The 25,178-nt window shown below is 37.1% G+C and carries 4 protein-coding genes; all 4 read left to right on the top strand.

The genetic code is table 11. The annotated features are described in order from the left end of the window. The 4 genes from N4T20_RS04640 to N4T20_RS04625 all read left to right on the top strand — a co-directional run bounded on the left by N4T20_RS04640 (position 1) and on the right by N4T20_RS04625 (position 25,127). Complete coding sequence (locus N4T20_RS04640; protein WP_260671934.1) at positions 1-4,581, top strand: type IX secretion system membrane protein PorP/SprF; 4,581 nt, start codon at positions 1-3, stop codon at positions 4,579-4,581. 133 nt (positions 4,582-4,714) lie between these two features. Then, the gene (locus N4T20_RS04635; RefSeq protein ID WP_260671933.1) at positions 4,715-22,756 is read left to right on the top strand and encodes a T9SS type B sorting domain-containing protein; all 18,042 of its coding nucleotides are present in this window, start codon (positions 4,715-4,717) and stop codon (positions 22,754-22,756) included. 43 nt (positions 22,757-22,799) lie between these two features. Further along, entirely contained in the window at positions 22,800-23,780 is a 981-nt protein-coding gene (locus N4T20_RS04630) for a type IX secretion system membrane protein PorP/SprF (RefSeq protein WP_260671932.1), read from the top strand. Positions 23,781-23,939: 159 nt separating this feature from the next. Next, positions 23,940-25,127, top strand: a complete 1,188-nt coding sequence (locus N4T20_RS04625; RefSeq protein ID WP_260671931.1) for a phosphoglycerate kinase — start codon at positions 23,940-23,942, stop codon at positions 25,125-25,127. The last annotated feature ends 51 nt before the right edge of the window (positions 25,128-25,178 follow it).

Below are 25,178 nucleotides of genomic sequence, written 5' to 3'. Positions count from 1 at the left end.
ATGAAGAAACTTTTACTATTCATCACGTTATTTTACGGTTTATCAAATGTACTCTATTCTCAAGAAGCTTCTGAGGATGGAGTTGTTTCGTTTTCGTTACCCATTAGAAATTCTTTAAAGTTTAATAGATATTTAATTAACCCAACATTTAGTTTTGTTAGAGAATCAAACCCATATGCAAGTTTTTATAATAAAAGACAATGGGTGCAGTTTGATAATGCTCCACAGACTTTTTTAGCCAATTACTCTGGGCGATTTAGAGAGAACGAAGCATTTGCGGTAGGTCTATTTCAACAGAATTACGGATTGATGACTGTTTTTGGCGGAGTTGCCAATTTCGCTCATAATATTGTCTTAGAAGAGGCTAGCAATTTGACTTTTGGTTTAAATGTCGGAATCTATCAAAGCGGTATAAATACAGGAAAAATTATAACAGATGATACCACTATTTTAAGTGGAGATTTTCCAAAAAGCACGTTGCTTACTGTAAATCCGGGAATTAATTACGGAACAGAATTTTTAGATTTTGGGGTAGCAGTTAACAATCTGATACTATACAATTTTGGATCTGGAATGGTAAAAGAAGATCCAGAAAGAGCCATTCAGCTTCATGCTATGTATACTGGATATATTGACAGTTATGGTTTTTTTGACAGAAGTAAGTTTTCTGGAATTGTTAGAACAGAAATAAAAAAGGATAAAACAGTTATTTCTGGACTTGCAATGCTGGCACTTCAGCAAGGAGTGTGGGCGCAGGCGGGATATAACACATTATATGGAGTTTCGGCAGGTCTTGGAGTTAATATTTCTCCAAGCATTTCTCTTGAATACAATTATGAAAGAGGAATGGGTAATTTCTCTAACCTAGGAGGTTCGCATGAATTTGCCATTGCTTATAAATTTAAAAATAGAAATTACTATTACGGAGATGAAGATGAAGGTTCGCTGATTGATCCAGCAAAACCAAAACCAGTTCCAGCGAAACCACAGTCTGAAGCTACTCAGGTTAATAGAGCAGAGATTGCTGAAAAGAACAGATTAGCAGCAGAAGCAAAAGCTAAAGCAGATGCTGAAGCAAAACAAGCAAGACTGGCAGCAGCAGAAAAAGTTAAAGCAGACGCTGAAGCTGCAGCAAAAGCAAAACTAGAAGCAGATGCTAAAGCCAAAGCAGATGCAGAGGCTGTTAAGATAAGATTAGCTGCCGAGGCAAAAGCCAAAGCAGATGCCGCAGCCGCAGCAAGAGCACAAACAGCCGCAGCTAATAAGGCGGTAGCTGAAACACAAAAAACACAAGCCCAGCTTGCTGCTGATAAAGCCAGAGCCGATGCAGAAGAGCGCAGAATAAAACTAGCTGCTGATAATAAAGCAAAAGTTGATGCTGCTGCTGCTGCAAGAGCACAAGCTGCAGCAAATAAATCTGGAGCGGTTGCACAAAAAACACCAGAACAGTTAGCCGCAGATAAAGCACAGGCAGATGCAGAAGCATTAAAAATAAAATTAGCCGCAGATGCTAAAGCCAAAGCAGATGCAGAGGCTTTACAGACAAAAATAGCTTCGGCAGATAAAGCCAAAGCAGATGCAGAAGCAGCAAAAGCTAAAGCAGCTGCAGCAAATGCAGCCGCACCGACACAGCAAAAAACAGCTGCACAGCTTGCAATAGAAAGAGCAAGAGCAAATTCAGAAGCAGCAGCAAAAATGAGATTGGCAGCAGCTGAAAAAGTAAAAGCAGATGCAGAAGCAGCAAGACAAGCAAGATTGGCCGCTGCAGAAAAAGCAAAAGCAGATGCAGAAGCAGCAAGAATAAAATTAATTGCTGATAATAAAGCCAAAGCAGATGCAGCCGAGGCAAAACGTAAAGCAGATGCAAAAGCAAAAGCAGAGGCAGCAGATATGCAGTCGATATTAGCAGCAGATGCAAAAGCAAAAGCAGATTCAGATGCATTGCAGGCAAGATTAGCTGCAGAAGCTAAAGCTAAGACCGCAGCAGAAGCCAAAACAAAAGCTTCTATTGATGCTGCTAACAAAGCTAAAGCAGCTGCAGACTTAAAAGCAAAAGCAGCAGAAGAAGCGGCACTTAAAGAAAAATTAGCTGCAGAGGCAAAAACAAAAGCAGACGAAGAAGCAAGACAAGCAATTATTGCTGCTGAATTGAAAGCTAAAGCCGATGCCGAAGCATTAAAGATAAAACAAGCAGAAGAAGCAAGACAGGCACAATTAGCAGCCGAAGCTAAAGCAAAAGCAGATGCAGAAGCACTTCAGGCCAAACTTGTAGCAGATGCAAAAGCCAAAGCGGATGCAGAAGCAGCTGCAAAAGCAAAATTAGAAGCAGATGCAAAAGCCAAAGCCGATGCTGAAGCTGAAAAAGCAAGATTAGCAGCAGAAACAAAAGCCAAAGCTGATGCTGAAGCAGAAAAAGCAAGATTAGCAGCAGATGCAAAAGCAAAAGCAGACATGGAGGCTTTACAAGCTAAATTAATTGCTGATGCCAGAGTAAAAGCCGATGCAGAAGCTACTGCTAAAGCAAAAGCAGAAGCGGAAGCCAAAAAATTACAAGAAGAGGAAAATGCTCGTCAGGCGAAATTAGCTGCTGATGCCAAAGCGAAAGCAGATGCAGAAGCGTTGAAAGCGAAACAAGCAGCAGATGCAAAAGCGAAAGCCGATGCTGAAGCAGAAAAAGCAAGATTAGCTGCTGAAGCAAAAGCCAAAGCAGATGCAGAAGCACTGCAAGCTAAGCAAGCTGCTGAAGAAAAAGCTAGAGTAGAAGAAGAAGCGCGCCAAGCAAAATTAGCAGCTGATGCCAAAGCAAAAGCAGACGCTGAAGCAGAAAAAGCAAGATTGGCTGCAGAGGCAAAAGCGAAAGCGGATGCAGAAGCATTAAAAGTTAAACAGGCTGCCGAAGAAAAAGCTAGAGTGGAAGAAGAAGCTCGCCAAGCAAAATTAGCAGCAGATGCTAAGGCCAAAGCAGATGCTGAGGCACTTGAAGCGAAACTTGCAGCAGACGCAAAAGCGAAAGCTGATATGGTAGCCTTACAAGCAAAATTATTAGCTGACGCAAAAGTAAAAGCAGATGCAGAAGCTACAGCCAAAGCGAAAGCAGAAGCAGAAGCCAAAAAGTTACAAGAAGAGGAAGATGCACGTCAGGCGAAGTTAGCAGCTGATGCCAAAGCAAAAGCAGATGCAGAGGCATTAAAAGCAAAACAAGCAGCTGAAGAAAAAGCAAGATTGGATGAAGAGGCTCGCCAAGCGAAATTAGCAGCAGACGCCAAAGCAAAAGCAGATGCAGAAGCGCTTCAAGCAAAACTTGCTGCTGATGCCAAAGCAAAAGCAGACGCAGAGGCATTAAAAGCGAAACAAGCGGCGGAAGAAAAAGCAAGATTGGATGAAGAGGCTCGCCAAGCGAAATTAGCAGCAGATGCCAAAGCAAAAGCAGACGCTCAAGCACTTCAAGCAAAACTTGCTGCTGATGCCAAAGCTAAAGCAGATGCTGAAGCACTTCAAGCGAAATTGGCAGCAGATGCTAAAGCAAAAGCGGACATGGAGGCTGAACAAGCAAGACTTTTAGCAGACGCCAAAGCAAAAGCAGATGCGGAAGCTACAGAAAAGCTGAAAGCTGAAGAAGAAACAAGACGATTGAGAGAAGAAGAGGAGCGCCAGGCGAGGTTAGCGGCAGAAAAAGCGAAGGCAGATGCAGAAGCAGCAGCACTAGCAAAAGCGAAAGATGATACTGGAAAAGCAATCGAAAACCTGACTCAATCTGTTGAAAGCACGAGTAAAGTTCAGACAGATTTATTAGATCAGTTTAAAGCAACTGTTGCGAATAAGCAAAAAGACTTGAATGATTTAAAAGAGGAGAATGATTTAAGTGAAAAAGGAATTTATAGAGAGCCTAAACCATTCAAGAGTGTAGCGGCAGAAAATAGCCAGATTGAGGCATTGAAAGTTCAGATTGCAGACGCAAATACCAGCATGAAGAACGAGATTGCAAAACTGACAAATCTTTACAACGAACGACTTAAAAAGTTCCCTAAAGATGATCCTTTGAATAAAGCTTATCTAGAAAAGATAAACGAATTGAAAGCGGCTCAGTTGAAAATGGAAAGAGAAGGCGCTGCTTTGATTGCCGATTTGGAGCGTATTAAAACAGAGACTGAAATTGAGCGTAAACGTAGAATTAAACGTGCGGCTTATGAAAATGATGAAGGAAGATATGCACAGGATGTTGCGGCTCTTAAGAGAATAAAAGAGACAACCAAATTGAGCAATACACCATTAAAAGCAAGTGATTTTGATTTTGGTGAAGAGCAGTCAAATATGCAGATTATTAAGAATATTAAAAATTCTGATAGCGGATATTATATGATTGTTGCAGTTCATAACAGTGTAGAGAAACGCGATGAGTTCTTAACAAAAGCAGTTGCTGCAGGACGCTCAGATATTAATTTCTTTTACAATGTGACAACAAGTAAGTATTACATCTATTACGAGAAGTTTGATGGTTTACAAGAGGCAACTAAAGCTTTAGAAGCAAAAGGAAATAAACCATACAACGGAAGAATGGCCATTGTAAAAGTGGAGAATTAATAGAATATAATTTAGCATGATCGTCCTTCTTAAAAACTAAGAAGGACATTTATAATAAAGTTTTAGAATGCCATAGTTTGTTTTTTAATGCCCCTTAAGAAATAAACGAAAAGCCCAAAACAAAATGAAGACTATGAAAAAACCTACTATTTTTAAAGCATTAATTGCAGTCGTATTTTTATTGTTAAGTTTTTCTTCTTATTCTCAGGTAAGAGAAGGTTTCAAAACAGAATATAGCGCCAGTTTAAATGGAGATATTTTGGTGATTGGAAACAACATCTTAAATAGAGATGAAAATAAAAAGAATCAGCGTGCAAATGATGCCTTCGATGATGTAACTAAGGTGAACGACAATTTCGATATGAAATATATCGATATTGACGGCGATAGCAATACCTTTAATTCAAGTTCTGCGAAACTAGTAATTCCCCAGGCTAGTCAGACATGTTACGAGATTGTATACGCTGCTTTGTATTGGGCAGGAACTTATCAGGGTACCGATCGAAGCAAAATCGCTAACGTGAAATTAAAAACACCTACAGCGGCATACAAGCAGTTAACAGGTACAATCATCTATGATGAAGGAAAACCAGGTGTTACCAATGTATATGCTTCAAAACCTTATGCTTGTTTTAAAGAAATTACAGATGAAGTTAAGAGTGCTAAGGATGGTGTTTATACTGTAGGTGACATCATGACTTCTGAAGGAAAAGTGACTCCTGGAGGTAACTCTGGTGGATGGTCTATTTTTGTAGTTTATAAAGATCCATTATTACCAAATAAGTTCATCACAAGTTTTAATGGTTTTGGTATTATTAGAGCGAGTGACCCACCGTTGGTGATTCCTGTTTCAGGTTTTAGAACGAATCCATTTGGAGATGTAAATGCAAAACTTGCTTTTGCTGCATTAGAAGGTGATGCTTCCTTAAAAGGAGACGGATTAAAAATACAAGGTGTTAAATCTGCTACAGCAGGAAATATTTCTTCACTTGTAAGACCAATTGCACCGGGTAACCCTGGTACACCAAACTTTTTTAACAGTACAATAACCGATGGTGATATTATTTTGCCAGGTCGTACTCCTGCCAGTTTAAATACTTTAGGGTATGATACTGGTGTCGTAAAAATTGACAATCCAAATAATACAATTATACAGAATAATGAAACAGATGCTAATCTTACGATTAACACTTCTCAGGATTCTTATTATATGTTTTTTACTGCTTTATCAGTAGAAATTATCGCACCAAAAATTGTATTAAAAAAGAATGCTCTAGATAAAAATAATAATAATATTAATGGAAAGCCGGTAACCTTAAATCAGGATATACAGTATGAAATTAATTTTAGAAACGAAGGAAACGATAATGCGAAGAACTTTACTATAACTGATGAACTTCCTAAAAATGTAATTTTTGGTGGTCTTAGCGGTATTACAATGGACTCTAGAATTACAGCCACATATGATGCTGCTACTAGAAAATTGGTGTTTACAATACCTGATGCAATGGTTGTTGCTAATGGTCCGCTTACACCATATACCATTAAATTTAAAGTAAAAGTTGTAGATGACTGTAATGAGTTAATAGATGCCTGTTCCAACAAAGTTGAAAATATAGCTTATTCTAAATATTTTGGTGAAAAAAATACTTCGCCAGAGGGTTTTGGAGAAGGAAGTTACTCTACGATTTCACAATGTAATGTTGGAGAACCTACAGCTACAAACTTTTTAGTTGGTATTAAAGATTGTTTATTTAACAGAGATGTTTCAATATGTGGTACTGCTACATTAACGGCTGCTTTAGGATATAAAACTTACGTATGGAGAGATCCAAATGGAGTTATTTTTGGCGGAAACAACAGAACAGTTACTATTAACAAACCAGGAAAATACACGGTTAATAATAGTGGAGCTGATAATTGTGAACCAATCATGCAAACGTTTAACGTTAAAGATTATCTTGCGGGGACAATTGCAAATCCAATTAAAGGAGATAATATTGATCCAGCAACAGGACTTGCTTATGCCTGTGTAAGAGATAATAAACCGTTTCCTAAAATTTTCTTGTGCGGTCTTAATGATAAAAGAGAAATTGACACAAAAATTACAGGCGCAACAAAAGTAACTTGGCAGGAAACCAAAGATGTTCCTCCAGCAAATCAGCCTAATCCAGAAAGCTGTCCTTATGAAGGAGCAACAAACTGGACTACTATCGTTGATAATGATACAAAGTTTATTGCGGATAGACCAGGTGTTTTCAGACTTGTTGTAAATTATGGCAACACTTGTGTGGTGACACATTACTTTAATGTTTATCAAAATAAACTTGATCCACAAGCAGAAAAACAAGATATCGTTTGTAATACAAAAGGTTGGATTAAAGTTACAAATCCGCCTGAAAATACAGGATATAGCTATAGTCTTGATGGAACAAATTATCAAACATCAAGTACTTTCAATAATGTTCCAAAAGGAAGTTATAAAGTTCAAATTAGACAGACTGTTTTAATAGACGGTCAAATGTCTGCCTGTCCTTTCTTTGTAGATGTAAATGTTGAAGAACTTATATTATCAGCAGACATCCAAGCAACTCACCCTATTTGTACAGGTGAATTAGGAACTATAACTGCGAATTTAAATAACGTTCCGGGTCAGTATAAATTTGTTCTTAGAAAGAAAGGCAGTACAGTAGAAATTCAAAACACAGGTTTGATTGATGATAACTTTACAAAATTTAAAGGAGTTGAACCGGGAGTGTATGAAGTTGATATGTCTACAGCTAAGAACGGCTGTTTCATAACGAAAGAAATTGAAGTATACGATTATCGTTTGGCTGCTGAGGCAAAAGTAACTAAAAATCTTACAGCTTGCGAAAATGGTGAAATTACGGTAACGGTTAAAGGAGGTACTCCAAGACCAGGCCCACCGCCATATTATATGTATTATGTAAATGGCAATGCTGATTATTATACTAATCCAATAATAACTATTGCACCAGCTGATTTACCAGCTGACGGTATTTTCAATATTGTGGTTGTTGATGATAAAGGATGTTCTGTAACAATTCCTCCTATCAAAATGATTCAAATTGTAAAACCAACAGTTACATTTGATACCAAAAACCTTAATTGTTATAATTCTAACGAAGGTGAAATTTCGATGACTGTTACACCAGCAAATTCTGGATATGCAGTTTCTTACAATGTAGATGGCGGCGCTTTTACAACTATGCCAACTACAAACCTAAACCCAGGTTCATATAAGGTAATTGTAAAATACACTTATGATGGTGTAGATTGTTTTGATCCAGAGCAAACTATAACAATCACTGGACCAGGTTCACAGTTAACAGCTTCAGGAGGTGTTGCTGAGTTATCAGGTTGTGGACCAACAGGACATGAAGATCAAGGTTTAGTTAGAATTACTAACCCGCAAGGAGGTGTTCCGTTTCCAGCACCAAATCCTTACAGATATAGTTTTGATGGCGGAAAAACATGGGTACTAACTAATCAAGCGTATGTTGATCCTAGCTCTACGCCATATACCTTATTAATTAAAGATGCGGCAGGCTGTATTTTTGAGGTTAAAGGAATTGTTTTAGATCCAAAACCATCAAAACCGACTTTTGATGTTTCAGATGCTGTTTATAGCTGTGACGGAAAAGGAACTGTAACGGTAACTGCTAATGTTTCTACAAGCGCAAGTTATACCTATTCATACTATATAGGTAAGCCAGACCCTGCAAACCCTGGCAGTTACATTTATACACTAAATACAAATACTCCTGCTAATGTTTTTAAAGATGTACCTGTAGGAGATTATAAAATTAAAGTAGAATATACTTTAGTACAGGCTCCAACATATAGCAATTTATTAATTGAAGATTTTGGTAATGGTCCGCCAACTACTACAACCGGTATTGCGGATGAATTTACCAATCCTCCATATAAAGGATATTGCTTTAACGATCAAAGAACAGTTGCGCCATTTAAATGTGGAACTCAATCTGTAGAGGATAATCAGTATTCTGTAGCAAGTTTCTTTTGGAGAAATGATACTTCATGGTTTCCATTTAAAGACCATACGACAAACCCAAATAATTTACCAAATACGGGTAGAGCAGATGGAAGATATTTATTGGTAAATATTGGAAAAGAAGCAGGCCCTTATGGACGATTATACAGAAAACCAATTATTGATGTAATACCAAATCAACCTGTTATTGTAGATCTTTATGTTGGTAATTTATTAAACTATGGTAAAAAAGGATTTGCTCCAGAATTACGATTCGAATTAGTAAATGGAGCTGGTCAGGTTGTGGCTACTCAAAATACGGGTAAGATTGCCGAAGGAGAGTTTGACCCTAACAGAACAAAATGGGTTCACATTTCTTTATCATTAAACCCTGGCAATTATACAAATTTAGATTTCGTAGTTCGTTCAGGAAGTCAAGAATACGATGGTAATGACTTAGTTATTGATGATATTTGGGTACGCCAATTGCCAAAATCATGTTTATCTGCTGAAACATTAGATTTAAAAGTAGAAAACGGAAAAGGATTTAAGGCTGAAGTTAAAGGTATTAATGGAGTTACTTGTAGTGATAGTGCCGATGGCGGTTTTAGCATTTACGCAGAAAACTTTAATACAACTGACGGATTCTACTATACATTAAATGGTGGTGATCCATCTCCAACATGGGTTAATTCTAAAGTTTCACCTGTTGAAATTTCAGGACAAAATTCAGGTCTTTATGATGTTCGTGTTCGTTATGCAAACGATGCGGCGTCTTGTAACTTTACAATCCCAACAACAATTCCGGCTAAGGATCCATTTGTTGTAAATGCAACGGCATCAGCTGCTACTTGTAAAGGGGCAACTGTTACCGCTACTGCTGTTGGCGGTACACCGACTTATACTTTAACATTAAAAGATAAAAACTCAGCATACACTAAAATTTTCCCAGTTGATGGAATTTTATATGAAGTTCCAGCGGGTACTTATATTATTTCAGGAGTAGACTCTAAGTCTTGTTCTGATGCAATGGATACAGAACTAGTAATTGATCCAGCAACAAAACCAAATGCAGAGGTAGTACAAAACCAAGGGCTGTGTTTTGATATAAATAATGGCGCAAAAATTACGGTTAATATTATTGGAGGAATTGCTCCTTTCACTTATAAAGTAAGCACAGATGGAGGAATTACTTATGGATCTTCAAGTGCAACATTTAATACAACATCATTTGATTATAAAGTAACTGCTCCAGGCACATATACTTTCTTAATTACAGATGGCAATAGCTGTGATGCTTTTGCAGTAAGCCAAACAATTAATAAGCAAATTTCAGCTCGTTCATCTATCAGCGGTGCATTAACTTGTATAACCGGAAAGGCGACTATTGAAGTTACAATTAGTGAAGGAACTGCGCCATATAAATATGAAGTAAAAAATAAAGCAACTAATGCTGTTTTATTTACTAGCGGAGATATTACTGGCCCAACATTTACTTACACAGATGTTCCTGGAACATATGTTTTCACAATTACAGATAAAAATGGATGTACAGCTGTTGAAGAGCAAGAAATAAAAGCATTAGTGCCTGTAACTGCAGAACATAAAGTTGAAAATGTTACATGTTACAATGCTGCAAATGGATATGTAGATATTACGCCATTAACAGGTGCTGCTCCATTTACATATCAGTTTAATGGAACAGGTGCTTTTGGAACAGCTACGCACTATGGTCCATTAGCAGGTTCGGTTGCGGGAATTACTTATAGCTATATTGTAAAAGACAATTTAGGTTGTGAGCAATCTTACACATTTAAAGTTTTCCAACCAGAAGATTTAGTGCCTTCGGCTTCTATTTCAACACCATATACTTGCGAAACATCTGCAACTATTACTGCATCTGCAATAGGTGGTAACGGAGGTTATACTTTCGAATTAAAAAATACAACAACAAATACGATCGTTGGAAGTAATGGCACTGGGCTTTTTGAGAACTTAACAACTCCAGGAAGTTATTCAGTTACGGTTACAGATCGTAAAAACTGTACGAAAACGGTTGTCGTAGGCACAATTGTGGCTCCGAATCCTCCAAAAGGGATGACAATCAATAACTCAGCTGTAACTTGTCCTACAAATCAAGCGACAGTAAAAATTACTAATGTTGTCGATGGTGCTGGAGTAGCACTTCCAACAGCAGGATTAGAGTATAGAATAAAAGCGCCAGCTGCTTATGCTACAGCAACATTCCAACCTAGCAATACTTTTGCTGGATTAGATGCAGGTGTAATCTATACATTTGAAGTTAGAGATGCTAATAAATGTGTTTTCGAAAAACTACATGAAATTAAAGCATTGCCAGTTTTTGAGATTTCAGTTAAATCTCATAATAATATAACTTGTAGCGGAGCTTCGGATGGTACTGCAATCTTTACAGTTTCTGGATTGGGTAACATTGTTAGATACAGCTACCAAGTAGATGCTTTAGCGCCAGTTACAGCATTAATATCTCCTGCAGCAGGAACTTCATTTGATATTTCTGTAGCAGGATTAAGCGCAGGAACTCACAAAATTGTTGTGACCAATACAGATACAACTTGTTCTAAAGACCAAACGGTTGTAATTGATGGGCCAACAACTAAACTAGATTTAAATCCAGAAGTTGTTACAGACGTTACTTGCGATAATAAAGGTACAGCGACAATCAATGCAGTTGGTGGATGGGGAACTTTTGTATACACAATTACTCCTACATCACCAGCAGGACCAGCAATTACACAATCAACAAATGTGTTTTCTAATTTAAATGCTGGAACTTATGATGTTTTAGTAAAAGATTTGAATGGTTGTGAAGTAAAAGGAGACTTCGTTATTGGTACTGTAGCACCTCCTACAGCATCAATTGATGCAACTGCGACAGATTTGTGTGCTGGCGGAGCTGGAGCTACAATTGTTGTTACTCCAAATGCAGCACCAAATTATACATACAGTCTTAATGGAGGTATACCTCAAAACAATGGTACTTTCACAGGATTAATTCCTGACGATTATGTTGTTACTGTAAGAGATGTTACTACAGGATGTTCAATAGATTTGACAAAACAAGTAGTGGCTATTCCAGTAGTTGTTACAGATCATAAAGTGACTAAAAAACTTGATTGTAACACAAGTGCAGATGCTATTATTGAGGTTACAATTGGAAATGGTTACCCTGATTATAAATATAGAGTAAATGTTAATGGAGCTGGTTTCCCTGCTACGTATACAAATGTTGGAGCGGGTGTAACTACATTTACATATACTGCACCAGTTGCGGGTACTTATGAGTTCGAAATTGTAGACAGTAAAGGATGTAAAACTGGCTTTACAGAAAACGTAGCAAGTAAAGTAACGCCTGATTTTACAGTAGATATTGTTCATGTTAAGTGTTTTGGTGACGCTACAGGAAAAATAACTGTAACTGCAACTCCTGCTTCGGGAACTTACGAGTACAGTAAAGATAATGGTGCTACTTGGCAGACGTCTAACGAGTTTACAGCATTAACAGCCTCTACTTACGACATTGTAGTTAGAGATATTAATACAAAATGTTCTGTTCCTAAACCAGTAACGGTTAATGGTCCAGCAGCTATATTTGAAGCTGATGCAAAAGTTACAACTGAATTAAAATGCGGAACTAACAATGCATCTCAAGCAGCTGTAATAACAGTTACTGCTTCAGGCGGAACTCCTTATACAGGTGCAAACAAGTATAAATATACGTATGATACTGGAAACCCAGCTACGACAATAACTTTATCAAATTCAAATACATTTACAATTAATGCTTCTGGTACTGTAAATATTACGGTTACAGATGCAAATAACTGTACGGTAACTACTTCAGCTACGGTTGTTCCTTTAACTCCTCCAACGGCTATAGCTTTTTCAGCTCCAGCTATTACTTGTGAGGCTACTAAACTAACGACAGATTTATTGGTTACAGTTACTGGAGGTAAATTGCCATTGAAATATGAAATTACTAGTTATGTTGCCGCAGTTGCGCCAGCAGTATCAGTAACAACACAAAATTCTAGCACTTATACCTTTGCAGGTTTAGTGCCTGGAACTTATAATTTCACTATTACAGATGATAACGGTTGTACAAAAACAGGAACAGCAGTAATCGACCCTGTAACTCCAATTTTGGAATCTGGTAAAATTGATGCTAATGTATCTTGTAAAGATTTGTCTGATGGTAGACTTGTTTTCACCATTTCAGGAAATACTAACGGAACTACAGGTTATACTTATAGCTTAGTAGGAGCTGCTACTGGTACAATTACAACTGGTATTTCTAAAACAGGAGATGTAATTACATATTCTGGATTAAAAGCAGATTCGTATACATTTAGTGTTACAAACAACCTTACAAAATGTGAGGCTCATGAAACTATCGTATTAGCAAACCCAACTGCAGTTACAATTGTAAGTGCTACTGGACCAAAAGTGTTCTGCGATAGAAAAACAACAACAATTACTGTAACGGCTAATGGCGGTACAGGAATACTATATTATGCGGTGGTTAAAGCGGGTTCAACAGCGCCTGTTTACCCTGCAGATTACACAACTTCAACAACGTTCTCTAAAGATACTGATCTTGATGGATTAGATTATGACGTTTATGTAAGAGATGAGAAAGGCTGTCCTGCTCAAACAACAGCTCATATCACTAGAGACGTAGTACCAACAATTGATGATCCTGCGGTAACTTGTTTTAAAACAGGTGGCGCACCAATTACAGTTACGATATCTGGCACAACATATAATGGTGTTGTTCAATACGGAATTGACGGTGTTTACGACAACAATCCAGTTAAAACCATTTCGGCTCCTGGAGATTATATCTTGAGCGTAAAAGATGATAATGGTTGTGAAGCTAAAAAGCCTTTACACGTAAACAGCCAATTGACACTTACAGTTACACCGGAAAAAGATGTAACTTGTACAGCTACATTGCCAGCAACGCCAGATGCAAAAATTACTTTGACTGCAGCAGGTGGTAATAGTACATATACTTATGAATACAAAAAAGGTTCAAGCGGAACTTATACAGCTATATTGCCGGCAGGTACAAATGTATTCTACACTTCAGATCCTGGAGATTATTACTTTAAAGTAAAATCAGATGGCTGTGAGGCAGAATCTACTGTTCCAGTTGATGTTACAACTCCAATAAAACCTGTAGCAAGTGCTGTAGCAACCCCTACTTTATGTTCTGGTTCTAATGAAGGAACAATTAAAATTACTGTTACTTCAGGAGGAACTCCACCATTTTATTACACAATTGATAATTGGGTTACAGAAAACCAAACAGGTTATTTCACAGATTTAGCTGGAGCAACAGGTACTGGTTTAGAATATACTTACCAAGTTCGTGACAGTAAAGGATGTCTTAGTGCTGCATCAGCTAAAGTTGCTGTAGTATCTCCAAACCCTATTTCTTTTGATACTGAGCAACAGAATATTGAATGTGATAAAACAGCAGGTGGTTCTGGATCAAGTCTAGGCTCAATTACTGTTAAGAATGTTTCAGGAGGTTCAGGATCATATGTATACTATCTTACAAGTAATTTTGGTTATAAAGATTCTTTTACTGCGACAACAGGACAGCTGCATAAATTTGATATCATTGATTTCGGAATTTATACAGTAGTTGTTAAAGATACTAATGACTGTACTTTATCTAAAGAAGTTGTGATGGCTTCTCCTCCAGAGGATTTAGATATTGATGTTACGACAACGGCTTCAGACTGTGTAAACGCGGGTACGGCTATTGTTACGGTTAAAGTTATAGTTCCTAGTGCAGATTACGAATTTGGATTATTAGAGTATAATACTGCTCCGTATACAAATAATTATAGTGGTCCAGATGTTGCTGGAGGTACAGTTAAAACATTTAAGAACTTAATTCCGGGAGTGACATATACTTTCGTAGTTCACGATAAGGCAACAAATTGTTATTTCTTAAAATCAGCAAATGGGCCAATCCCACCAGCTTCTACTTTGGTAGGGCCAGCGACACCGACAAATGTTACTTGTAAGAACGCTAACGATGGAAGCGTATCATTTACAGTTTCAGGATGGGCTTCAACGACTACTGATGTGAGATATCAAATTTTTAAAGAGCAAAGCAATGTACCGGTGAGTGGAGAAATAAATGTTTCAGTTTCTGGAACTTCATTTACGAGAACTTACCCAGACCCTCTACCAGGAACTTTGGCTCCAGGAAGATATTATATTGCTTATACTGAATATAATGGTGCTGCTAAAGGCTGCCAATCTTCGTCTGGTACTTTTGAAATAAAAGAATCTACGACAGATTTAGAGGTAAAAGCATCAGTAATTAAAAATGACAACTGTAAAGATCTTGCGGGTATTGTAAAAGCTCAAGCATCTGGCGGAACGGGACCATATCTTTATCAAATAGTTCCAGATGTTCTTCCGCTTGGTTTTGGTGCTGAAGACGCAAAACCAACAGCTGCTTCGTTTACAGCTGCTCATACTGCAAGTACATTCTATGTTAATTCAGGAGATTATCTAGTTTGGGCTAAAGATTCTTATGGCTGTATTCAACCAACAGTTGTTTCGGTTAATGTTCCTTTAGATCCTGCTCCGGCAATTGCTAATTTAGCTATTGTAAACAAATGTGCTGCTGAAGGTGCGTTTGAGGTTACTGTTTCTATGACAACTCAAGGTGTTGCTCCTTATTACATTAAAGTAAATAATGCTGATTTCATTGAAATTAAAGATGCAGTGCCATTCCCTTATACAATTAAAGGATTAAGTTCTGGTCCAGTAAATGTGACCATTAAAGATTTTAACGATTGTTCGGATTCGAAAAATATTACTATAACAGAAACGCCTATTGCAAGTGCAAAAGTTACTAAACCATTAGACTGTTCTGTTTCTGGAAATGCTGTGGCAAATGCTATAATAACGGTTACAGTTGAAAAAGGTACTCCAGCATACACTTATGAAGTTAAAAAGGGTACAGCGGGTGCATATACTCCTATTACCCCAGCAACTACTGTAACAGCTGGCGTTACAACATTTACATATGCTGTTACTGATGTTAATGCAGATGTATACCAATTTAGAATTACAGATGCAAATAGCTGTCCAATTGAGACTGCTCCAGTTACTGTTGATGCCATTGTGCCAACTGTTCCAGATTATAAAGCAATTCAGCCTTTATGTAATGGAGGTAACGGTACTATAGAAGTATCTGCAAAAGGAGGAAAAGCTCCTTATACTTATAACTTTAATGGTTTAGGATTCTCTAATACAACACTTTATACAGTTGGTGCAGGAACTTATTCATTTATTGTAAAAGATGCTTTAGGATGTGAGACTACTGCTTCAGCAACTTTAGGCCAACCTACAGCATTAACTTTATCAGCTCCAGATATTACAGGACTTACTTGTGGAGCTGGAAATGTAGCGCAATCTGCAAAAGTTGTACTAAAAGCTACTGGTGGTACTGGTGCTTACACATACAGTTTTAACGGAGGTGATTTTATAGCTAATGATACATACATTGTTACTGAAAATAGTACAAAAACAGATCAGCATATTCTCTATGCAATAAAAGATGCAAATGGATGTATTGTAAATGGTTCTGTAGATATTTTAAAATTAGTTCCTCCAACAGGATTTGATTTTAAAGCAGGACCGGTAATAACTTGTACAACTTTAGATACAAATGTTGAAATTATAAACGTTGTTGGAGGTGTTACGCCTTTAACATACCAAAAAATTTCTCCAACATTTGAAGATAATGGAACAAACATATTTGCTGGTTTATTACCAGATGTTGAATACGTATTCCAAGTAACGGATGCAAATAAATGTACGTTCCAGAAAAATCTTAAGATTGCTAACGTTGTTAAAATTGATATCGTAGAGCAGTCTAAAGACGGAATTACTTGTTCGACTGCTACTGATGGAAAAGCAACTTTCTATGTATCAGGATTTAATACAACTTATCAATATAAACTTGATGGAGTTTTAGTTCCAGGTAGCATTTCTAATCCTATAATCAGCTTGACTGGATTAGCTGCAGGAAATCATAAGATCGAGGTTATTGATGATGCAACTAACTGTCCTAAGGATATTACGTTTAATATTGCGGCTCCGCCTGCGGCTTTAGTTTTAGCAGCTCCAGTAGTAACGCCATTAGGATGTACAACTTCTGGTGCAGTTACTGTAACAGCAAACGGAGGATGGGGAGATTACACATATACCCTAACACAGCCAGATAACACGACTATCACGAATAATGATGGTATATTTAAAAACCTTACTCAAGTAGGATTCTATGACATTAAGGTAAAAGACGCAAATACTTGTTCAGTAGAAGTACTAAATTCATTTGAATTGGTAACTCCTCCTAAACCAACGTTAACAATTGCGGCAACATCTGATTATTGTTATTACAATACAGATTCAACAACTTTAGTAATAACTGCGGCAAGTACATCTACTTTCCCAATTACATTTGAGTATTCTATCGATAATGGCGAAACATGGCATTCAACAAATACATTTGATAAATTAACTCCGAAAACGTATGTAATCAAAGTTAGAGACAATTATGGTTGTGAATCTGCTGCTACAACAACAGAAATTAAACCGCAGCTTTTCGCTTCAATCGGAATAGAGAAACCTATTTATTGCGCTGGTACAGATCCTGCTGACGGAACAATAAGAGTTAAAGCGGTTGGTGGATATGCTCCTTACAGATATACTTATACTTACAAAGGAGTTACATCTGCGTTAACTAACTTTACCAATGCATTGTACACAGATTTTAATGTAGTAGATACAGATAATGGAGTTTATGTGTTTGATGTATATGATGCCCATGATTGTCATGTGACAACAAATACGGTAGATATGGTACGTCCTACACCGGTAACATTCAAAGCAACGCCGACATCGCCAAATTGCTCTGATCCGCAAGGAAATATTTCTAATGGTTCTATATTAGTAACATTAGATCCAGGCAATGATGATCGCAATTATACGTATACTATTCAGCGTACGATTCCAGCAGGTGGTGCCTTGATTTCTCAAAATACGCCGTTATTTACTGGGTTAATTGCTGGTACTTATACAGTTGGTGTAATTTCAGGAAAACAATGTACAGCTAGTCAATCTATAATCATTGATGTACCAGCACCAGTGGTAGCTACTGCTACACCATCAGCATTTACGTGTTCAGGAACTAATACTCAAAATGCTACAATAGTAGAAGTGACTGCTATAGGCGGTGCAGGTGGAGGTGTTGTTGCTAATTATACTTATAGTGATAATGGAACAAATTGGAGAACAGATAACAAGTTCACTGTAAGTAACGCTACAGCTCAGACATTAACATTCTATGCTAAAGATGCAAATGGATGTATTGATGATGTTACGATTGCGCTTGCAGCATTCCCTAAATTAACAGCTGCAACAGCAAGTTTAGGAAATAGAGCTTCTTGCGCGAACAATGGACATGAAACAATTCATGTAGAAATTTCAGGTGGTGCATCTCCGGCTAATTTTGAATATCAAGTATATCAAGATGGCCAGATTTTAGGAACTGTGGTTCAGGTTAACCCAGGCGATAGCAGTTTCGACTATGTAGCTCCAACAGTAGGTCATTTCTATCAATTTAAAATAACAGATAAAACCACATTTTGTTCTATTATAACAGATGCTTATAATGTGCCAGTGTATGAGACAGCAAAAGTTATCGCTACAGCGACTGGTTCGGTATCTTGTAACGGTGGAACAAATGGTGAAATCACTATCGATGTGATAGATTATAAAGGAAATTACAATTACCAAGTTTTCAATGCTGGTGTAGCTGTAACAGGAGTTTTAGGGCCTATTGATAGTGCAATTACTAACCCATTAACAATTAGTAATATGGGTGCGAGCAGTGCATATACAGTAGTAATTACGGAGAAGGATTATCCATACTGTTCAGTAACTTCTAATACATTTGAAATCACGCAACCGCCAGTATTGGATTTAAGCGGATTGAAAGTTAAGGTTAAAAATCAATATTGTGATTCTGCAGGTGCAGTTCTTACTATTGATGAAACACAAATCGTAGGAGGTAGCGGTGGTTACAAATATGTAGCCGTTCTGCCAACAGCTGGAACTCCAGCCGATGGTTCATTCAAAGATGAAAAAATAATTACAATTCCAACTAATGCAATTGCTCCAGCAGTTGATACTTGGAATGTGTATGTAATGGATGCAAAAGGATGTAAAGCATTTGTGCCAGTAGACATTTCAAAAGACCCAATGCCAGCTATTACTAATGTAAGTGTGGTTAGTCCTTGTTATGATGCTGTTAATGGTTACACAATTAACGTTTCGGCTACAGGTGTGGCTCCACTAGAATACAGTTTAGATGGATCGCAATATGGAAAAGATGCTTTCTTTAATGTGAAAAATTCTGGAGATTATACCGTATGGGTTAGAGATGCTAATCAATGTGTTGTAAAAGCTGCAACCGCATTTAACATTCCTGCACCGCTTACTTTAAAAGCAGAAATTACGACAGATCCAATCTGTATGACTGCTACTGGTGTGGTTACATTAACTGCAGGCGGAGGTAAAATGCCAGCACAATATGTATACACAAAAGATAATTGGACTACGACAACTGTAGATAATGTATTTAAAGATTTAGCGCCAGGAACTTACACATTTATTGTAAAAGATATTAGTACAAGTCCAACTTGTGAGAAATCTGTAAATGTAACAATCGAAACGCCAACTCTAGTGACTGGAATCACTGCAAAAGGATTTGATGTAACTTGTAATACTTACAAAGATGGTCGTATAGAGGTTAAACTAGATGCTGCAAATAACAACCCAAATTATAAGTACAGCCTTACTTCTGGACCAGAAATTAGAGGGCCTCAAGATTCTCCATACTTCTATGATTTACCTGCGGGTGATTATGAGGTAACGGTAATCTCAGGTAAAGGATGTGTTGGATATGCTTATCCAAAAGTAGGCGAGCCAGATGCTATATTGGTAAATAGACCAGTAGTTACACAATATTTATGTAATGTTGGTAATACAGCTATAGACGCTACAATTACAGTACCTGTTGCTTCAGTGACTGGTGGTTCTAATACTTACATCAGATACCAATTTATAAGAGATGGTAAAGTAGTTCAAAACGATGATAGAAACACTTATACTGAATCTGATTACTTAGGAGGAACTTATGATGTTATTGTATTTGACAGCAAAGGATGTCAAGGCGGATACTCTTCAGTTAAAATTGATCAGTATGTAGATATTGCTCGTTTAGACCTTGCTACAACAAAAATTAACTGTAGAGACGCAGAGTCAGTTAAGGTAACAGCTATTCCAACAAGAGGAACATTACCAACATTGACATACACAATTGAAGGTACAAATAATACAGTTTACCCTGTTACAAATGGCTTAAATGGCTTATTTACAGGATTAAGACAAGGTACTTACTTAATTAAAGTTACGAATCCGGTAACAGGTTGTGGAGTTGAAAAACCATACATTGTTAACGAGCCGAATACGTTCCGTTTAATAGCGACAAACATTAAAGATGTAACGTGTTTCACAGATTCAAATGGAAGCATAACATTAACTTTAGTTGATGATATTCCAGCACCATCAGATGAAGCAGGTCCATTTACATATGTATTAACGCACGAATCTGGAGCAAGCGTAAGCGGAAACTCAAATGGTGCAACAAAAGTTGACCTTTCTGGTCTTGCTGCTGGTAAGTATACATTTGTAGCTGAATTGACAGGACTTCCATATTGTTCTGTTACTACAAACTTTACGATTCAACGTCCATCGGCTGCTTTAGAAATTAAGGTGAATTCTAAACCTATTTCTTGCTTAAGCAATACAGATGGAGAAATTGTAGCAACTGCAACAGGAGGATGGACTGGAGATTATCAGTACAGACTTGACGGACCAGTTACGAAACCGTACTCTGCTGAGAATAAATTTACAGATTTACCAGCTGGATTGTATACAGTTTACGTAATGGATGCAAATGGATGTGAGGACTCTGATACAGTTAGATTATCTATTCCTACTCCAATAGCAATAAACATTAGTGCTACACCAATGTTAACTTGTTTTGATAATGAAGATGGAATTGTGACAATTAATACAGTTACAGGAGGTTCTGGAAATTATACTTATACCCTACACGGAGTATTAGTTGATGGAACAGTTATTACAGCGAAAGCGCAAGGATCAAATCAGTTTACAGATCTAAAAGCAGGAACATATTACGTGACTGCAAATGATACTTGGGGCTGTACAAGTGATTCTAACAAAGTAACGATTGACCAGCCAAAAATTGTAAAAGCAACATTGTCAATTGTAAAAGCAGAAACTTGTCAGCAAGTGCCAGTTATTAAATTAACGGCAGTTGGAGGAGTTGGACCGTACTATTACAGTGCAGATGGAACTAATTACACAGGACCATTTAGTTCTTTCATAGACATTACATTGCCAGTGACAACAGCTGCGACACAGTATAAGTATTTTGTAAAAGATTCTAAGGATTGTAGAAGTTATGTATCTAACACTACAGAGTTCCTACCAATTCCAAAATTAGAATTCGAGAAATCTAGCAAAATTGATATCAAATGTAAAGGAGGAGCTACAGGTTCTATTACAGTAGTAGCAAAAGGAGGTTTAGGCAACTACAAGTATACTTTACAAGATGCTGCAGGAATCGATATTACTCCAGCTCCAGCACAAGCTATTCCTGGTACATTTACACAATTGCCAATAGGAACTTATAAAGTGAAAGTAACGAGCTCAGATTGCCAAACGTTGTCAACAACATTTGTATTAACAGAGCCAGATGCATCATTAACTGCTACTGCGATTGGTACGCCTTTAACTTGTAACGGTTACAACAACGGTAAGATCACTGTAAACGCTCAAGGAGGAGTAGGCGCATACAAATATGCAATTGAGCCTGAATTCAAACAGTTCTTTGATAAAAATGTATTCGAAAACTTGAAACCAGGTTTCTACGATGTATTAGTTCAAGATGAAAATGAATGCTATGTTTACATTAAAGATGTTGAGGTTAAAGAACCAGATCCAATCGGAATTACAGAAGATCTGACTCTAAGACAAGAAGAGCACTGCGCAGGCGATAAGGATGCTCAGTTTGTAATTGATGTTGTAGGAGGAACAAAACCTTACAGCTATAGTTTAGACAATCAAAATGGACCGTTTACATTAGGAGATCCAACGCAAACTAGATTTACTTTCTCTAATCTTGAAGGTAAAGCACATACAGTTTACATAATGGATGCAAATCAATGTACACAAGAGATTACGATTAATATGGCACCGCCTGTTACACTTAATCCTACTATTGAAGTAACTTATGACTGTGTGAACAATGCTCAGGCAAATATGGTTGTGGTAACAATAGATCCGTCAAATACAGATCCAACACAAGTAACATATTCTCTAGACAATGGAAATTTCCAGCCTAGTAATATATTTACAAATGTTGCTGCAGGACCGCATTACATTACAGTAAAACATTCAAACGGATGTGAAGTGACACCAGATTTGTTTGAAGTTAATGCAGTTCCTGAATTAGATCTAATAGATGTAACAAACCAAAGCAAAGACATCAATACAATTGTTGTAAAAGCTTCTGGAGGTGTTGCTCCTTACGAATATAGCTTCAATGGCGAATCATTCACATCATCTAATAGTTATAGAATCTATAAAACAGGTGATTATGTGGTTATCGTAAGAGATAAAAACGGTTGTGAGAAAACAATAACAGTTCATGGTACATTCTATGACTTCTGTATGCCAAACTACTTTACACCAAACGGTGACGGACAAAACGATACAGTTGGTCCAGATTGTGGCGCATTGGCTTACAAAGAATTAACGTTCGATATTTATGACAGATACGGTAGAGTAGTTGCGAAATACCGTGTAGGTGGAAAATGGGACGGAAGATATCATGGAGATGAATTGCCAACAGGAGATTACTGGTATGTTCTTAAACTAAACGATCCGAAAGATCCAAGAGAGTTTGTTGGACATTTCACATTATACAGATAACAAAATTATAGCCCCAATGATGTTGTCTAAAAAAATTATTACAATGAAAAAGCTTATTTTATCCTTAGTACTCATGGCTGTAACAACAAGTTACAGCCAAGAGTTAAACCTACCAGTGTTTACCCAGTATTTAGCTGATAATCCTTTTATTATTTCTCCTGCGTATGCCGGTATTGGAGATAACCTCCGTATTAGAGCCAACGGTTTAACACAGTGGGTCGGAATCAAAGATGCGCCAGACAATCAATCTCTCTATGCCGATTTTCGTGTTCTGGATCGTTCGGGAGTAGGTCTTTCATTGTATAATGACAGCAACGGTAATACAAGACAAACAGGAGCCAAAGTTTCTTTTGCGCACCATTTGATTTTAGATTATCGTTCAGAACAGTATTTGTCTTTTGGTTTATCCTATAACTTCAACAGCTTTCGCTTAGAAACAGGTAATTTTGTTGGAGACGTAAATGGTCCTGTAGGAGGAATAGATCCTTCGATAACAGATAATCGTCAAACATCAAACAATAACTTTGATATTAGTGCCCTGTATCGTAATAGAGGCTTCTATTTGAGTTTTAATGCCAATAACGTTTTAAAGAAAAACTTGACCAAAGAAAGAACAAACGAACCAGATTTGCTTTCTAACTTTCAGTTGTATTCTGGATTCACTTTTAGAGATGGAGAAAACAGACGTATCGAATACGAACCATCGGTCTTCTTGCAGTACTTTGCAAGTGACCAGCGTTCTACAACCGATTTTAACTTCAAGTACAGACGTTACAATCGCTACGAAGACTATTACTGGATTGGGGTTTCATACCGTTTCTTAAACGACCAGTTCCCAAAACCTTTGGCTATGGGGCCAATGGCTGGTTTTATGAAATCTAAATTCTATTTTGCATACTCTTATCAATTAATGTTTAATGGTCTTGGAAGCTACAATACAGGAACACATTCAATCACAATCGGATTCGACTTCTTGCAATCAATCAGTAACTGTCCTTGTACGCAAAGCCCAGTTCACGATTAAACAAGTAATTTTTATCATCTTTAAGAATTATTTTGTTGGTTTTCATAATTTACAACGTTTTCGTTTTTATTAATGGATTATTTTTGCTTTTTTGAAATTTAGACTACTGTAAAAGTTCTATATTTGTTATTCTTTCAAAAAATTAAAAAAATTTAGCAGATGAAAACTTTAAACGATTTCGATTTTAAAAATAAAAAAGCAATTATCCGTGTCGACTTCAACGTGCCGTTGGATGAAAATTTTAATGTAACTGATACAACACGTATTGAAGCGGCTAAGCCAACAATCGATGCTATTTTAGCACAAGGCGGAAGTGTGATTTTAATGTCACATCTTGGAAGACCAAAAGGAGCAGAAGAGAAATATTCTCTAAAACATATCTTGAAAACAGCTTCTGAAATTTTAGGAGTTCAAGTAAAATTTGCTGAAAATTGCGTTGGAGAACCAGCTCAAACAGCAGCAAAAGATTTAAAGCCAGGCGAAGTTCTTTTATTAGAAAATTTACGTTTTCATGCTGAAGAAGAAGCAGGAGATGTAGCTTTCGCTAAAGAATTGGCTTCTCTTGGAGACATTTATGTAAACGATGCATTTGGTACAGCTCATAGAGCGCACGCATCTACTACAATTATCGCACAATTTTTTCCAAACGATAAATGTTTCGGAACATTATTGGCAAAAGAAATTGACAGTTTAAATAAAGTTCTTAAAAACAGTGAAAAACCTGTAACTGCTGTTCTTGGCGGTTCAAAAGTTTCGTCTAAAATTACCGTTATCGAAAATATCTTAGATAAAGTAGATCACATGATTATTGGAGGCGGAATGACGTTTACTTTTATTAAAGCGCAAGGAGGAAAAATCGGTGAGTCTATCTGCGAAGATGACAAACTAGATCTAGCTCTTGAAATTTTAAGATTGGCAAAAGAAAAAGGCGTTCAGGTTCATATTCCTGTTGATGTTATTGCTGCAGACGATTTCTCAAACAATGCAAATACTCAGGTTGTAGATGTAACTGCAATTCCTGACGGATGGCAAGGTTTAGATGCAGGTCCAAAGTCTCTAGAGAACTTCAAAAAAGTAATTTTAGAGTCTAAAACAATTCTTTGGAACGGTCCATTGGGAGTTTTCGAAATGGAAACTTTCTCTAAAGGAACAATTGCATTAGGAGATTATATCGCAGAAGCTACAGCAAATGGAGCATTTTCATTAGTTGGAGGCGGAGATTCTGTTGCAGCAGTAAAACAGTTCGGATTTGAAGATAAAATGAGCTACGTTTCTACTGGTGGCGGGGCTATGCTTGAAATGTTAGAAGGAAGAATTTTACCTGGAATCGCAGCGATTTTAGACTAAAAAATCACAATTAACATTTTTTTAAACACTTTTCTTCAATAAAGGGCTTAG

This window comes from Flavobacterium sp. TR2 (assembly GCF_025252405.1).
In the GTDB taxonomy this organism is placed as follows: Bacteria; Bacteroidota; Bacteroidia; order Flavobacteriales; family Flavobacteriaceae; genus Flavobacterium.
This window is presented reverse-complemented; position numbering and strand designations above follow the sequence as displayed.

Bases quoted from the DNA above. Each gene is read 5' to 3' on its own strand.
- N4T20_RS04640 (WP_260671934.1), top strand. From the start codon at position 1: ATGAAGAAACTTTTACTATTCATCACGTTATTTTACGGTTTATCAAAT.
- N4T20_RS04625 (WP_260671931.1), top strand. From the start codon at position 23,940: ATGAAAACTTTAAACGATTTCGATTTTAAAAATAAAAAAGCAATTATC.
- N4T20_RS04630 (WP_260671932.1), top strand. From the start codon at position 22,800: ATGAAAAAGCTTATTTTATCCTTAGTACTCATGGCTGTAACAACAAGT.
- N4T20_RS04635 (WP_260671933.1), top strand. From the start codon at position 4,715: ATGAAAAAACCTACTATTTTTAAAGCATTAATTGCAGTCGTATTTTTA.